The sequence below is a fragment of the Gracilimonas sediminicola genome (assembly GCF_024320785.1).
GTDB lineage: Bacteria > Bacteroidota > Rhodothermia > Balneolales > Balneolaceae > Gracilimonas > Gracilimonas sediminicola.
The window spans coordinates 1836150-1849438 of the sequence record NZ_JANDBC010000001.1 but is presented as its reverse complement, the minus strand read 5'-3'; the positions used below and the strand labels follow the sequence as shown (position 1 = coordinate 1849438).

The 13289-nt window shown below is 44.2% G+C and carries 13 protein-coding genes; 8 read left to right on the top strand and 5 right to left on the bottom strand.

Features of this window, described 5'->3' with window-relative positions; all coding sequences use genetic code 11:
• Positions 1-19 precede the first annotated feature (19 nt).
• The 4 genes from NM125_RS08370 to pyrR are packed head-to-tail and all read right to left on the bottom strand — an operon-like array spanning position 20 to position 4000.
• Positions 20-1303 carry an O-antigen ligase family protein gene (locus NM125_RS08370; protein ID WP_255134454.1) on the bottom strand — a complete coding sequence of 428 codons (1284 nt, stop codon included), beginning with the start codon at positions 1301-1303 and terminating at the stop codon, positions 20-22.
• Positions 1290-2498 carry a GNVR domain-containing protein gene (locus NM125_RS08365; RefSeq protein ID WP_255134453.1) on the bottom strand — a complete coding sequence of 403 codons (1209 nt, stop codon included), beginning with the start codon at positions 2496-2498 and terminating at the stop codon, positions 1290-1292. The genes NM125_RS08370 and NM125_RS08365 overlap by 14 nt, the downstream gene beginning before the upstream one ends.
• 7 nt (positions 2499-2505) lie before the next feature.
• Positions 2506-3456, bottom strand: coding sequence for an aspartate carbamoyltransferase catalytic subunit (locus tag NM125_RS08360; RefSeq protein ID WP_255134452.1), 951 nt, complete (start codon positions 3454-3456; stop codon positions 2506-2508).
• Positions 3449-4000 (bottom strand): bifunctional pyr operon transcriptional regulator/uracil phosphoribosyltransferase PyrR, encoded by a 552-nt coding sequence (gene pyrR, locus NM125_RS08355; protein ID WP_255134451.1) that lies wholly within the window; start codon positions 3998-4000, stop codon positions 3449-3451. Before pyrR ends, NM125_RS08360 begins: the two co-directional genes overlap by 8 nt.
• Positions 4001-4265: 265 nt before the next feature.
• Here pyrR and sucC point away from each other — a divergent pair, with 265 nt between their 5' ends.
• Both sucC and NM125_RS08345 read left to right on the top strand, forming a co-directional pair.
• Positions 4266-5471 carry an ADP-forming succinate--CoA ligase subunit beta gene (gene sucC / locus NM125_RS08350; RefSeq protein ID WP_255134450.1) on the top strand — a complete coding sequence of 402 codons (1206 nt, stop codon included), beginning with the start codon at positions 4266-4268 and terminating at the stop codon, positions 5469-5471.
• Positions 5472-5572: 101 nt separating this feature from the next.
• Entirely contained in the window at positions 5573-5944 is a 372-nt protein-coding gene (locus NM125_RS08345) for a hypothetical protein (RefSeq protein ID WP_255134449.1), read from the top strand.
• Positions 5945-5948: 4 nt separating this feature from the next.
• Here the strand turns inward: NM125_RS08345 and bshA are convergent, their stop codons facing one another.
• Positions 5949-7091 (bottom strand): N-acetyl-alpha-D-glucosaminyl L-malate synthase BshA, encoded by a 1143-nt coding sequence (gene bshA / locus NM125_RS08340; RefSeq protein WP_255134448.1) that lies wholly within the window; start codon positions 7089-7091, stop codon positions 5949-5951.
• A 217-nt stretch (positions 7092-7308) separates the two neighbouring features.
• Between bshA and NM125_RS08335 the strand changes: the two genes are divergently transcribed.
• The 6 genes from NM125_RS08335 (at position 7309) to NM125_RS08310 (ending at position 13221) form a co-directional block, all read left to right on the top strand.
• Complete coding sequence (locus NM125_RS08335) at positions 7309-8064, top strand: YebC/PmpR family DNA-binding transcriptional regulator (RefSeq protein WP_255134447.1); 756 nt, start codon at positions 7309-7311, stop codon at positions 8062-8064.
• 6 nt (positions 8065-8070) lie between these two features.
• Complete coding sequence (locus NM125_RS08330; RefSeq protein WP_255134446.1) at positions 8071-8715, top strand: tetratricopeptide repeat protein; 645 nt, start codon at positions 8071-8073, stop codon at positions 8713-8715.
• Positions 8716-8717: 2 nt separating this feature from the next.
• Positions 8718-9248 (top strand): hypothetical protein, encoded by a 531-nt coding sequence (locus NM125_RS08325; RefSeq protein WP_255134445.1) that lies wholly within the window; start codon positions 8718-8720, stop codon positions 9246-9248.
• Entirely contained in the window at positions 9232-10980 is a 1749-nt protein-coding gene (locus NM125_RS08320) for a BatD family protein (RefSeq protein WP_255134444.1), read from the top strand. Before NM125_RS08325 ends, NM125_RS08320 begins: the two co-directional genes overlap by 17 nt.
• Positions 10977-11744 carry a hypothetical protein gene (locus tag NM125_RS08315; protein WP_255134443.1) on the top strand — a complete coding sequence of 256 codons (768 nt, stop codon included), beginning with the start codon at positions 10977-10979 and terminating at the stop codon, positions 11742-11744. The genes NM125_RS08320 and NM125_RS08315 overlap by 4 nt, the downstream gene beginning before the upstream one ends.
• A gap of 103 nt (positions 11745-11847) precedes the next feature.
• Positions 11848-13221 carry a dipeptidase gene (locus NM125_RS08310; protein ID WP_255134442.1) on the top strand — a complete coding sequence of 458 codons (1374 nt, stop codon included), beginning with the start codon at positions 11848-11850 and terminating at the stop codon, positions 13219-13221.
• The last annotated feature ends 68 nt before the right edge of the window (positions 13222-13289 follow it).

The window sequence follows — 13289 nt, the reverse complement described above, 5'->3', positions numbered from 1 at the left end:
ATAAGGGCCTCTGATCCTTCTAAGTTGTTTCTAAATTCGTTTGTGTGCTTGCCGAAGTTTCGATGAATTTATTTGATACAAATATTAATCCAATTACTATAAAAAGGATACTGTTATAATACATACCCCCCAAAAAGTTGTAAAAGACAAGATAAGCAATGAAAGTAGCAAAAAGTGAAACTGATATAATCCTTTTACTTGACCCTTTTGGCATATCATTTATTGTTTGAGTCGATGTCTTCCATATCACATAAAGAATGCCAATAAATAGTATAAATCCAATGATCCCAAGTTCTGCAAAAACTGAATAAAATTGATTATGTGGCTGATAAATACCTAATGTTGTTTCTGGCGGATGATAAGTTTTGAAAACGGTTGAAAATCCCTGAAAACCAACCCCCATTAAATAACTGTCCAAAATCATATAAATCGCTGTTACACCAAGTAAGATCCTGTATTTTGAAGAGTCTTCAGAAGAACCGGCAAAAATATTTATAAATCTTTCTAAAAAACTGAAAGCCAACTGTCGCACTGTCTCGCTTAATGCTATTGCAATTAAAAACGCTACCATCATATACACTATAATGCGGTAGTTCTTTGTGTAATAAATTATCACAAACGTCCCGATAGCAATGGCTACCCAAGAACTTCTTGAATAGGTTAGTAATACAGAGCCTATCAATAAACCTATGAAACCGAATAGAACCAATCGTTTAAAAAATGATTTTTCTTTACTAAAAAAGCCCATCAAAATCATTATCGGCAGGAAGTAGTTGCTTGCAAAAATATTAGGGTCCAGTGCACCGCCCGAAGAACGCATTAATTTCTGCCCCTGACCGGCATAATTAAAGGCCGCTATTTCAGGGTTTATATAGACTTGTAATAGATTATAGGCTCCAACCAATAAAGCCGCTCCTATAATTATGAAGCATATTTTCTTAAGCTGTTCAAAAGAGTTGATGCTTCCATAAACTATGTACGTCATTATTATCAACGCAATAAACCTGAAAACATAAAACAGTGCTTCTTCCCGATCAGGGGTATAAACTATAGATAAAAAAATCAGACCGACAAAAAGCGCATACAGAACCTCAAGACCATAAACATCTATAGTAACGTCTCCTTGAATAAGCTTTTTTGCCAAAAAAATTACCAACGAAAAGATGAGAGCAATTTGAAAAAACGTAATGGGTAACACAGAACTACCGTCCTCTGCCACAAGAAAAACGCCGGTAAATAAAGCTCCTACAACAAGCGGCGCTACAAGTACCACCCCGTTAAATAACCGATCAATGGTCAGCATTTCTAAAACTTAAAGCCGAAGTAAATTTTTGGTACCGCTCATAATCTTCGGGATTCTCTTCTTTCCATTTATCAAAATAAACTTTTATGAATGCTACTATACAGCCAAATAGGAAAGCCGCAATCATGATATATGCTCGCTTGGGGCTGTGCTTATAGGTTGGCTTAACGGCATTATCAATCACCATCAGTCCGGATGTGGCTTCTTCAAAACTGAGCTTTTGCTGCTCGTACTGCGGATAAAGCACTTTGTAAATCTCTTCCTGAACCATTACCTCACGATATCTCCTTAAGTACTCCACAAATAGGGCCGGCATTTTTTCCACGGGCTGGAAAATATCAAATTGCCCGTCGGTCGTTTCCAATCCTTCACCCGAGCCTTTAATGAGGTTATTATAGCGTCGTTCAAGGGCTCTTTTCTGAGTTCTTAAATCGGTAAGCTTTGAACTGTTTTCACCCAGAACATCCTGCAGGTAGTTGATTTGAATTTCCAACTTCACCAGCTCGGTTCTTACTTCTGCGATCGCACCAATCTGAGCTGCCGCCTGTTCTTCCACTTCCAGAATTCCATACCGGCTTTGAAAAGCAACCAGACTGTCTTCAGCTTCTTCCATGTCGGCCAGGTTTTGCTCCAGCCGGTTTTTGATCAGCAGGTACCCGTCTTCAACATTCTTTTTGTTGAGCTTTTGAACCGTGGAATCAACCACTTCATAGTACCTTTTAACCAGATTATAAACGCGTTCTGGATCATCCCCGAGGTGGGCTAATTTCAAAGCAATAATGGAATTAAAACCAATACCGCCCTCACGGATGTCTTCAATTTCAATGCTGTTATCAAACATTTTTCGCTGGGCTTCGGGGATGTCATTTCCATAAACTTCCCCGAGGTTAAACTCATCAATCAGTTGATCCTGAATTTCCGTGCTTCTCAGCAAAACCAGAACTTGCTCTGCAGAAATACTGCTTCCACCCATCTGAATATCTGCCAAACCGCTGAGTAAACCACCGCCTGAGAGGTTAATCGAATTCCCGTCTGTAACAACAAACGACACTTCCGATCGATAGGTCTTCGGCCAGGCAAAAGCTAAAATAGTGCCGATAACGGTCGCCGTTAGCACGATTATCGCTATCGTCTTCTTTCTTAAAGCCAACGTTGTGGCTACATCTAAAATATCTACTTTTCTGTCTTCGCTCATTGTTTGATTAAACTCGGTTCCCACCACTTAATAAATATAAAATTGCCATCCGCACCGCTACTCCGTTGGTTACCTGATCCAGTATAACCGCACGGTCGCTGTCGGCGACTTCACTTTCCATTTCCACTCCGCGGTTAACAGGACCGGGGTGCATGATTTTAAACTCGGGATATTTTTCCAGATGAGAAAGTTTAATTCCAAACCGCTCATGGTACTCTCTTGTGGACGGGAAAAACTCCGTGCCCGATTCCTGTCTTTCCAGCTGTATGCGCAAGGCCATTGCGATATCACACCAGGCCAGGGCTTCTTCCAGGTCGTAAGAAACCTCAACGCCCATGTCTTTCACAAATACCGGCATCAGTGTTTTCGGCCCGCATAAAACTACATCGGCTCCCAATTTTTTCAGTCCGATGATATTTGACCTCACCACCCGGCTGTGGGCGATATCCCCGATTATAGCAATTTTCTTGCCTGTCAGATCGGGGTGAATGGTTTGCATGGTGAACATATCCAGCAAGGCCTGAGTGGGATGTTCGTGAGCTCCGTCCCCGGCATTCAATATTGCTGCATCCACACATTTGGTAAGAAAGTGAGGTACTCCCGGACTCTCATGCCGAACCACAACCATATCTATCTTCATAGAGCTGATGTTGCGAATGGTATCTTTTAGCGACTCCCCCTTTTTGGTGCTGGACGAGCTTGTTGAGAAGTTCACCACATCTGCACCCATTCGTTTTTGGGCAAGCTCAAAAGAAAGCCGGGTTCGGGTACTGTTTTCATAAAACAGGTTTACAATAGTCTTATCCCGAAGGGTTGGCACTTTAGGCACCGGGCGATCTAAAATTTCTCTGAAATATTTGGCCTGTTCCAATACATAACGGATGTCATCTGCTGAGTAGTCGGTAAGCCCCAGCAAGTGCTTTTGTTTGAAGGGATATTCTCCGGAAGGTTTATCCATTCTCTGCTACCTCCACCTCTACTACATACACGGCATCTTCGCCGTCTAACTCATTTACTTTTACCCGCACTTCTTCATTTTCATAGGTGGGAACGTACATTCCCATATAGTCTGCGGCTACCGGCAGCTCCCGATGTCCGCGGTCAATCATACAGCAAAACTTAATGCTTCTCGGTCGGCCGTAGGCCATAAGGGCATCCATTGCCGATCGTACCGTTCGTCCGGTGTATAGCACATCATCTACCAACACAATATCACGGTCGTATAAATCGAAGGGAATTTCGGTGACTTTAACCTCGGGCATTTTCAGTTTGGAGCGATAATCATCCCGGTAAAAGGTTACATCCAGCACCCCAAAATCGATGGTTGTATTGAAGGATTTCCTGATTTCTTCCACGATGCGTTTCCCCATGTGAACACCGCGCGTCTGCATTCCTACTATGGCAAGGCGGCCAACATCATCATAGCCTTCCAAAAATTGATGGGCAAACCGCAGGTAAATGCGATCCAGATCTTCGGCCGTCATGATTTGTGCTTTCTTCAAGCGGGAATACCTTCTTTTTTTGAACGCTAAAGTTAGCGTTTGTATGCTGTAAATGCCAAAGGAAAGTATAGAAAGCTGAAATAGGAATATTCGCAATGAAACGCTTTCAATCGGCTACAGCGTTATGATTTAACAATTTTGAAATAAAGTGTAATGTAAAAGGATATCTAATAATACCAGTCGACTAAAGTCACCTTTCTTTTAGCTCCTAATCTCGGTATTATTGGCACCCGAAAAATCGCTTTTAATACTTAAAAATGTATCCATGAAAATACACGAGTATCAGGCCAAAGAAATTCTTGAAAAATACAATGTCGCGGTTCCGGCCGGAATTGCAACAACTACCGTAGAAGAAACGGTTGAGGCTGCCAAAAAACTGAAAGAAGACGGAGCCTCCCTTTTTGTTGTGAAGGCTCAGATCCATGCCGGTGGACGAGGCAAAGGCCGAACCAAAAAGAATAACGCCAAAGGAGTTGTCCTCTGCAAATCTATTGATGAGGTTAAAGAAGCAGCCGAATCTTTACTGGGTGATGTGCTCGTGACTATCCAAACCGGTGAAGAAGGGCAGCTGGTGCAGCGCCTGTACGTAACCGATGGTGTTGATATCAAATCCGAGTTCTACCTGGGTATTTTGATGGATCGCGCAGTGAGCAAAAACGTAATCATGGCCTCAACCGAGGGTGGCGTTGAAATTGAAAAGGTAGCCGAAGAAACACCAGAAAAAATTGTTAAGGAATGGGTTGAGCCGGGAATGGATCTCCAGCCAAACCAGGCACGTCGTATTGCTTTTGCGTTAGGACTTGAAGGAGACGCGCTCAAAAAAGGCATTAAGTTTGTACAGGCATTGTACAAAGCTTATGAAGAAACCGATGCCAACATGTTCGAGATTAACCCGCTGATCGTCACTCCAGACAATGATGTTTATGCATTGGATGCCAAAGTAACTTTTGATGACAATGCACTGTATCGTCACAAAGATCTGGCTGAACTCAAAGATGAGTCAGAAGAAAACCCACTGGAACTGGAAGCCCAAAAGTACAACCTCAACTACATCAAACTGGATGGAAATGTTGGGTGTATGGTAAACGGCGCCGGACTTGCGATGGCTACCATGGATATTATCAAGCTTTCCGGCGGCGAACCTGCCAACTTCCTGGATGTAGGTGGCGGAGCTAATGTTGAAACCGTAAAAAATGGATTTCGCATTATCCTTGAAGATCAAAACGTGAAGGCTATTCTGATTAATATTTTTGGCGGAATTGTACGTTGCGATCGTGTTGCTAACGGTGTTATCGAAGCGGTGAAAGACCCTGAGATTGCTGAAAAAGTGAAAAATGTGCCGATTATTGTACGTCTTCAGGGAACCAATGCAAAAGAAGCCAAAGAAATCATCGACAACAGTGATTTGAATGTGATTTCTGCGGTATTGCTTAAGGAAGCTGCTGAAGAAGTTTCGAAAGTGCTGGCTTAACTGTAGCAGCCGTCAAGAATTAAACAATTCTAAGCCTGATCTGTAAAAAGATCAGGCTTTTTTTATTTATAATGGATTAACTATCATCTCATACACCGCCTATGAAACCATTTGATATAGAAATAACATCCATTTCAAAAGGACCTGAAGAGCTTACCTATCAGCTTCCGATAAATGCTACCGTTCAGAAGCAGGTACCCGCTAAAAACCGCTCCGATTATTTTATAGCCGAATTGGAGAACAATGTATTTTGGGTTGATAAGAAGAAAGACATCAACACGGAAATCAGTCATATTGTAATCTGTACAAAGAAAAAGAGCCAGTTTATAGAGAAGGATATGAAAGAGGTAATCATTGCCATTGCCTACGTTCTGGATGATTCGGTTACCTCAGATAAGACCTTAAATCTTCAAAAGATAAAATATGTAGCGGATGGCACTTGCTCTGCCACCAAAAAGTGGGGGCTCTTCTGATTACTTACACGCTATGCAATAGTTTTGCGCTTACGTCTTCGTAAAACCTCTCGTACTCCTCAACCACCACATCCTGATTATATCTCTCCGCCTGCTTTCTGGCGTTGGCAGCCATCTTAGCGTGAAGGTCTGCATCCGAAAGAATTTTGACACCATATTCGGCCATACATTCCACATCATCCAGGTCACACAGATATCCGGTTTCTCCATGAATATTTACTTCCGGTAGTCCGCCTATATTAGAACTGATTACAGGTACGCTGCAGCTCATCGCTTCCAGTGCAGCAAGCCCAAAGGTTTCCGAGCCGGATGGAATCAAAAACAGGTCAGCGATAGACAGCACATCTTCCACTTGCTCCAGCTTCCCGAGAAAGCGAACATGTTCACAAATTCCCAGGTCACGACATTGTTGCTCGGCTTTTTGCCGGTCTGGTCCGTCTCCAACGAGTAATAATTTGGATTCAATACCGGATTCTAAAATCTTGGCAAAAACCGTGATTACCTCCGGTACCCGTTTCACTTTTCTGAAATTGGAAACATGAACGATCACTTTTTCGTCATTCGGACAAATCGCTTTCTTAAAGTGACTTTTATTCGATTTCTTGAAGCGATCCAGATCAATAAAGTTGGGAATCACTTTTATGTCCTGCTTTATGTTGAACCGTTCATAGGTTTCTTTTTTCAGATATTCCGAAACGGCCGTCACTCCATCACTTTTATCAATCGAGAACTCTACTACGTGTTTGTAACTCGGATCGCTGCCAACCAATGTGATATCCGTTCCGTGAAGAGTGGTAATCACCGGAACATGACGGGCTTTTTCGGCCATGATTTGCTTGGCTAAATATGCGCTGGTTGCGTGAGGTAATGCATAATGAACATGCAATAAGTCCAGATCCTGGTACTCAATCAGGTTTACCATTTGCGTTGCCAGGGCAAGATCGTAAGGAGGGTATTCAAATAACGGATAAGAATTGATGGACACCTCGTGGTAGGTAATACCGGTTTCGAGGGTATCGAGTCGGGCCGGCTTGGCATAACTCATCATATGGATATTATGGCCTTTTTTAGCCAGTGTTTTCGCCAATTCAGTAGCTACAACACCACTTCCGCCAAAAGTAGGATAACAGACAATTCCTATATTCATTCCAACAATTAAGGTTACTGGGTTAGATGTATTGAACTCAAAAATACATAAACTATTGCAGTGATTAGCAGCTCAACACAAGGTTTAACAGTTTGGTTTCAAACAAATTGATTTCCCTGTTGTCCAAAAGAAAAAACTACGCAAGCATTTCTTATACAAGCATTCATTTTTGTATATTTATGGATTGTAACAGCATAAAAAACGGTATATAATTCCTATGGCAGGACATTCGAAATGGGCGAACATTCGCCACAAAAAAGCTAAAGAAGACGCTAAGCGTTCTAAGATTTTTACCAAGCACATCAAGGAAATTACCGTAGCTGCCCGCGAAGGCGGCGGTGACGTGGATGGCAACCCCCGCTTATCCCTTGCCATCGAAAATGCCAAAGCTGATAACGTACCCAAAGACAATATTGAAAGAGCCATTAAACGCGGTACCGGTGAGGATACCGGCGGAGCCAGCTATGAAGAAACCACTTTTGAGGGATACGGCCCCGGAGGCATTGCCTATTTTATCGAAGTCACTACCGACAATAACAACCGAACGGTAAGCGACATCCGGCACATTTTTACCAAGCACGGAGGTAATATGGGCACCAATGGTTCCGTTGGTTATATGTTTGAACAAAAAGGCATGATTCAGGTACCTTCAGAAGGTCTCGATGATGAGGAGTTTATGCTTGAAGCCATTGACGCCGGTGCCACCGATGTTGATACCGACGACGAAATGTTTGTGGTTTACACCACCCGTGAAGAACTTTTTGAGGTGCGTAATCGTCTTGAAGAGTCCGGGTTTGAAATAGAAAATGCTTCGTTAATACGGGAAGCCGTAACCGAAACTAAAGTAGATGAAGACACGGCCATCTCGAACTTAAAAATGATGGAAAAATTTGAAGAGAATGACGACGTCAACAACGTATTCACCAATATGTTGATGGATGATGAAACCGTTGCTCTCGCTGAAAATCTGTAATGTAGAATGATCCGAACGTTTTCATACATAGCACTTTTATTTCTGCTGACAGCCTCTGCGATAACAGATGGCCGGGAAGCCAATAAAGCCTATGAGAGCGGTGATTATAAGCAGGCGGAACAACTTTATCTTTCTGCGATTGAACAAGACCCTGATAACGCAAAGTTGTATTTCAACCTTGGGAATGCTCAGGCAAAACAAGGAAAAGTGGAAGATGCCATTCAATCTTATATGGAATTCAGAGGTTTGGCGGAATCGCCCGAAGATAAAGCCAAAGCAGAGTATAACATTGGCACCCTGCTCACTCAAGGACAAAAATGGAAGCCTGCTGCTGCTCATTTCAAAAATGCCCTGAAGCTGAATCCGAATGATTTAGATGCAAAGCATAATTATGAACAAGCTCTTGCCAAACAACAAGAGCAGGAAGAGGAACAGGAAGGGCAGGATCAGAATCAACAAAACCAGCCACCGCCGGAACCCAGCGAATATGCCTTAGCCATGAAAGAACAAGCCGAAAAACTGGTAGCACAGCGCAAGTATGCCGAGGCGTATAATTTAATGCAACGCGCCCTCGATGCTGATGATACCGTTCGGGCTTTTAACGATTTCATCGAACGAATTAAAAACGTTTCAGACATAGACTCGAATTGACCATGAAGAAACTGATGGCTTTTATTTTTTCCCTTTTGGTTACAACCGCTGTTTTTGCACAATCTCAAACGGCGGAGGATTACTTCCACGGCGGTGCTCAGTCGTTCATACAGTCTGATTTGCAAGCTGCAATCGATCAGGTTCAAACCGGGCTTAATCAATTCCCGAATAACCCAAAGCTGAATGCCCTGATGCAAAAGCTTCAGGAAGAACAGAAAAAGCAGCAACAACAGCAGAACCAGGATCAGCAGCAACAACAAAACCAGCAGAATCAACAACAACAAGAACAAGAGCAGCAAAATGAGGAAGAGCAGCAGGAACAGGAAAATCAGGAGCAAGAGCAAAGTGAAGGGGAAGAACAGCAGGAACAAGATCCTCAGGAAATAAACCCGGAAGACCTGAACTCGCAGCAGATCAGCAAAGAAGATGCGGAAAAAATACTGCAGGCCCTGGCCCAGAAAGAGAAAGAATTACTGAAAGAATTCAAGAAGAAAAAATCGGACGGAAGCGCCAAGCATGACAAAGATTGGTAAACGAACTCTTCTTCAATCCTTATTGATGATTTTTGCCCTGGCTTGTTTTGCCACAAGTCAGGCGCAGGATGTAGATGTTGAAGCTTCACTCTCTGAGGTAAACATCTATTCCGGTGAACAGGTCAGATTACAGGTTACCATTTCTGGTACCAGCATGGGATCGGTAGAGCAACCGGTACTTCCTGAAATTGACGGACTTCGCTGGCTCAGAGGCAGTACTTCCCGTGGTCAAAAATATTCTCTCGTTAATGGAAGTCCCACCGTTACCTACACGTTCGGATATGCCCTGATTGCCCAAACAGCCGGCAGCTATACCGTTCCGGCCATAACGGTAAACGTAAATAATGAGACCTTTCAAACGTCTCCAATTGATTTTAAAGTACTGGATCCTTCTACCATCAACTCCGGTGATGCAGAGCGGGCTCCCAATATTTATGTGCGACTGGAACCGAGCACCATGAACCCCGTTGTGGGGCAGCAGGTGATTGCCGATGTGGTGCTGTACTTCAAAAATGATATTGAGGTTTCTTCCTATCAACCAACACCGGGCTGGAAGGCAGAAGGATTCTGGAAAGAAGAACTTGAATACCCACAGCGAGCTCAAACCACATCAACCATTGTTAATGGTGTTCGCTATCAGCGGGCCCGTTTAATTCAGTATGCTCTTTTCCCTACAAAATCGGGAGAACTGACTTTGAGTCCGTTTGAGATTTCCGTTTCGGTTCGTAAACAGCGCAACTCCGATCCTTTTGGACTGGGCTTTGGTCAGGAGCGGCTTAACATTGAATCCATCCCGGTAACTCTTGATGTGCAACCTCTTCCGGAAGCTCAAAATGCTGAATTTATCGGGGCTGTGGGTGATTTTGAAATCAGCCGGGAAATCTCTCCAAAAAACGCCTTTGTCGGAGAAACCATTGAAATCACTACCCGCATCAGCGGAGCCGGGAATGTACCCCTCGTAAATAAGCCTGAATATGCATTTCCCGAAGAACTTGAAAAGTATAATCCGCAGGAAGGTTCTACCATAGACCGAAGAAACCGCCAAATTTCCGGCACACGAACCTTTACGGATATCATTATTGCACGGAATGAAGGCACCTTCACTATCCCCGAAACGCGAATTGCCCATTTCAACCCCAACTCCAACCGTTACGAAATTACCCGCCTGCCCGCATTAACCTTCACCGCCAAGCGCGATCCCAATGCAAGCACGGTTGCTCAAAATGATTTGCGGTTAGACATTCAACCCATCACCGGATTGGCCCAATGGACATCGGCATCCGGCGTCCCACTGCATGAGAAGGGCTGGGTGTGGACGCTCATATTCTTCCCGATTTTGCTAACGGCAGCAGCTTATGGATACAAGCAATATCACACCCGCATGAACACGGACACTGCGTTTGCCAGGTCCCGAACGGCTTCTGATACAGCCGCAAAAACCTTAACCAGGGCTGAGCAAGCAGCAGACATCAAAGACGGGTATCACCTGATTGAAAAAGCACTGGTCCAATTTATAACCGATAAACTGAATCTGCCCCCCGCCGGGCTTTCACATAAGGATATCATCCGGGAAACAGAGCAGATTGCTGATTCAGAAATCACCGCGGAACTGAAGCGGCTACTTACCAAGTGCGAAACCATTGCCTACGCTCCCAATGCCACTCAGGAAACCCTCGACTCTGACATTGAAAAGACAAAAGCATTAATCAAAAAAATAGGTAAGCTGGCATGAAAAAGCTTTTGCTCTGCTCGGTTTGGCTTTTGCTTTCCTTTACGGTGTCGGTTGCACAGCAATCGCCACAAGCCACTTTCGATGAGGCCAATACCCTTTTCGAAAACGGGGATCTCACTGAGGCCTTAACACTTTATCGATCCATCGAACAATCGGGACATGTTTCAGGAGCCCTTTACTTGAATATGGGGATTGCAGCCGTACAACTCGACTCCCTTGGCCTTGCCAAATTCTATTTCCTGAAAGCAACTGATTACAATACCACGGCATCACGGGCAGAAACCGCCCTGGATTATGTGGACAGTCAGTTCAGCAGGCAATCGGCTATGCTGCCTAAGTTACCCTGGGATCGCGCGGTACAGTGGATCAATGAGGTGCCTACCGCTGCCGGGTTATTTCTCATAGGATTTATTATTACAACCGCCGGGTTGATCTTGCTATACCTCACCTGGTTCAACAAATTGAGCTTTCAGAATATTTCAAGCTACGTCATCGCATTGGTTATAGCGGGATCAGCTTTAGCCGGGTTGGCTTTCTATGCCGATTACGTTAATCAGCGGTACGATGCCGCCGTTTTGATTTCCAACTCCCAACGCGTATTGCAGGCCCCAAACCCAGATGCAACGCTGGAAAGTATCGCTTACGAGGGGTACGACCTGACCGTCGATCACTGGAAAAGCGAAGAACAACCTGACTGGCTTTATGTACGGCTCGGCAACGGCCAGTTCGGCTGGATTCAGGATAACGGAGTAAAAATATTATAAGCCTTCGGTCCTCGCAGAAGTTTATACAAAGCTTGATTATTTTTGCGTATATAGGTGCCTGAAAATTAATACAGACAAAACATAAAATAATTTCCATTTATTAATGAGTACTACTCAAGAGTATATAGATCAGAACAAAGACAAATTTGTTGAAGAGTTATTTGATTTACTGAGAATACCCAGCGTCAGCACCGACTCCAGCAGAAAAGAGGAGATTAAGAAAGCGGCCGGATTTTTAGTCAGCCAGCTCAATAATCTGAACCTTGACACGGTAAAGACCTATGAGACTCCCGGCAACCCGATTGTATATGCTGAGCACTGCCCTCATGATGATCGGCCCACCGTGTTAATTTATGGTCATTACGATGTTCAGCCTTCTGATCCTGAAGAGCTCTGGGATACTCCACCTTTTGAACCAACCATTAAAGACGGACTGATTTACGCCCGCGGAGCCAGCGATGATAAAGGCCAGGCTTTTACGCACGTAAAAGCAGTAGAATCTTTTATAAAAACCGGACAGGAACTTCCTGTAAATGTGAAATTTATTCTGGAAGGCGAAGAAGAAATCGGTTCTCCCAACCTTGTTCCTTTTCTGGAAGAGCACCAGGAGTTACTGGCCTGCGACATGGTCCTTATTTCTGATACGGCCATGTTTGGGGAAGATCAGCCTTCCATTACCTATGGTCTGCGCGGACTGGCATACATGGAAATTGAAGTGGTTGGACCTAATCGCGATCTTCACTCCGGCGTATATGGCGGTGCCGTTGAAAACCCGGCGAATGTATTGTGTGAAATTATTGCCAAACTGAAGGATGAGGATGGAGTAATCCAGATTCCCGGTTTTTATGATGACGTTGTTCCTCTGACGGAAGCGGACCGTGAGGCTTTTGCCCAGCTCCCCTTCGATGAAGAAGAGTACAAGAAAACGCTGGATGTAGAAGCCCTTCACGGCGAGAAGGGGTATACAACGCTTGAACGATCTTCAGCCCGCCCAACTCTGGATGTAAACGGAATCTGGGGCGGCTACACCAAAGAAGGCGCTAAAACGGTGCTTCCCTCCAAAGCGAACGCCAAAGTAAGTATGCGTCTTGTGCCGGATCAGAACCCGCATAAAATTGCCCAGTTATTCAAAAAGCATGTGGAGTCGCTTGCACCCGATACCGTTAAAGTTACCGTTAATGAGCACCACGGTGGGTTTGCCTCCGTCACCGATCTTGACTTCTATGGCCTCAAAGCCGGGGCGCAGGCTTTTGAAGATGTATATGAAACCGAAGCCCTGTTTTCACGAGAAGGCGGTTCCATTCCTATTGTAGCCGACTTCAAACGTGTTCTTGGGGTTGAATCTATCCTGATGGGCTTCGGGCTTACCAGCAATGCTATTCATTCTCCTAATGAGAATTTCTCGCTGAAAGACTTCCACCGGGGAATCAAAACCTCAGCCAGATTTTTAGAATTGCTGCCTGATTACGCTTCGTAAATAAGAAGTTCTTGGTAGCATTTAGATTTTCAATGGAACGCGGATAACATGGATATAACGGATTAAGG

What these genes read in the sequence shown, in the direction of transcription:
- NM125_RS08370 (WP_255134454.1), bottom strand. Translation starts at nt 1,303, where the DNA reads ATGCTGACCATTGATCGGTTATTTAACGGGGTGGTACTTGTAGCGCCG.
- NM125_RS08310 (WP_255134442.1), top strand. Translation starts at nt 11,848, where the DNA reads ATGAGTACTACTCAAGAGTATATAGATCAGAACAAAGACAAATTTGTT.
- NM125_RS08320 (WP_255134444.1), top strand. Translation starts at nt 9,232, where the DNA reads ATGACAAAGATTGGTAAACGAACTCTTCTTCAATCCTTATTGATGATT.
- sucC (WP_255134450.1), top strand. Translation starts at nt 4,266, where the DNA reads ATGAAAATACACGAGTATCAGGCCAAAGAAATTCTTGAAAAATACAAT.
- NM125_RS08360 (WP_255134452.1), bottom strand. Translation starts at nt 3,456, where the DNA reads ATGGATAAACCTTCCGGAGAATATCCCTTCAAACAAAAGCACTTGCTG.
- bshA (WP_255134448.1), bottom strand. Translation starts at nt 7,091, where the DNA reads ATGAATATAGGAATTGTCTGTTATCCTACTTTTGGCGGAAGTGGTGTT.
- NM125_RS08335 (WP_255134447.1), top strand. Translation starts at nt 7,309, where the DNA reads ATGGCAGGACATTCGAAATGGGCGAACATTCGCCACAAAAAAGCTAAA.
- NM125_RS08345 (WP_255134449.1), top strand. Translation starts at nt 5,573, where the DNA reads ATGAAACCATTTGATATAGAAATAACATCCATTTCAAAAGGACCTGAA.
- NM125_RS08365 (WP_255134453.1), bottom strand. Translation starts at nt 2,498, where the DNA reads ATGAGCGAAGACAGAAAAGTAGATATTTTAGATGTAGCCACAACGTTG.
- NM125_RS08325 (WP_255134445.1), top strand. Translation starts at nt 8,718, where the DNA reads ATGAAGAAACTGATGGCTTTTATTTTTTCCCTTTTGGTTACAACCGCT.
- NM125_RS08315 (WP_255134443.1), top strand. Translation starts at nt 10,977, where the DNA reads ATGAAAAAGCTTTTGCTCTGCTCGGTTTGGCTTTTGCTTTCCTTTACG.
- NM125_RS08330 (WP_255134446.1), top strand. Translation starts at nt 8,071, where the DNA reads ATGATCCGAACGTTTTCATACATAGCACTTTTATTTCTGCTGACAGCC.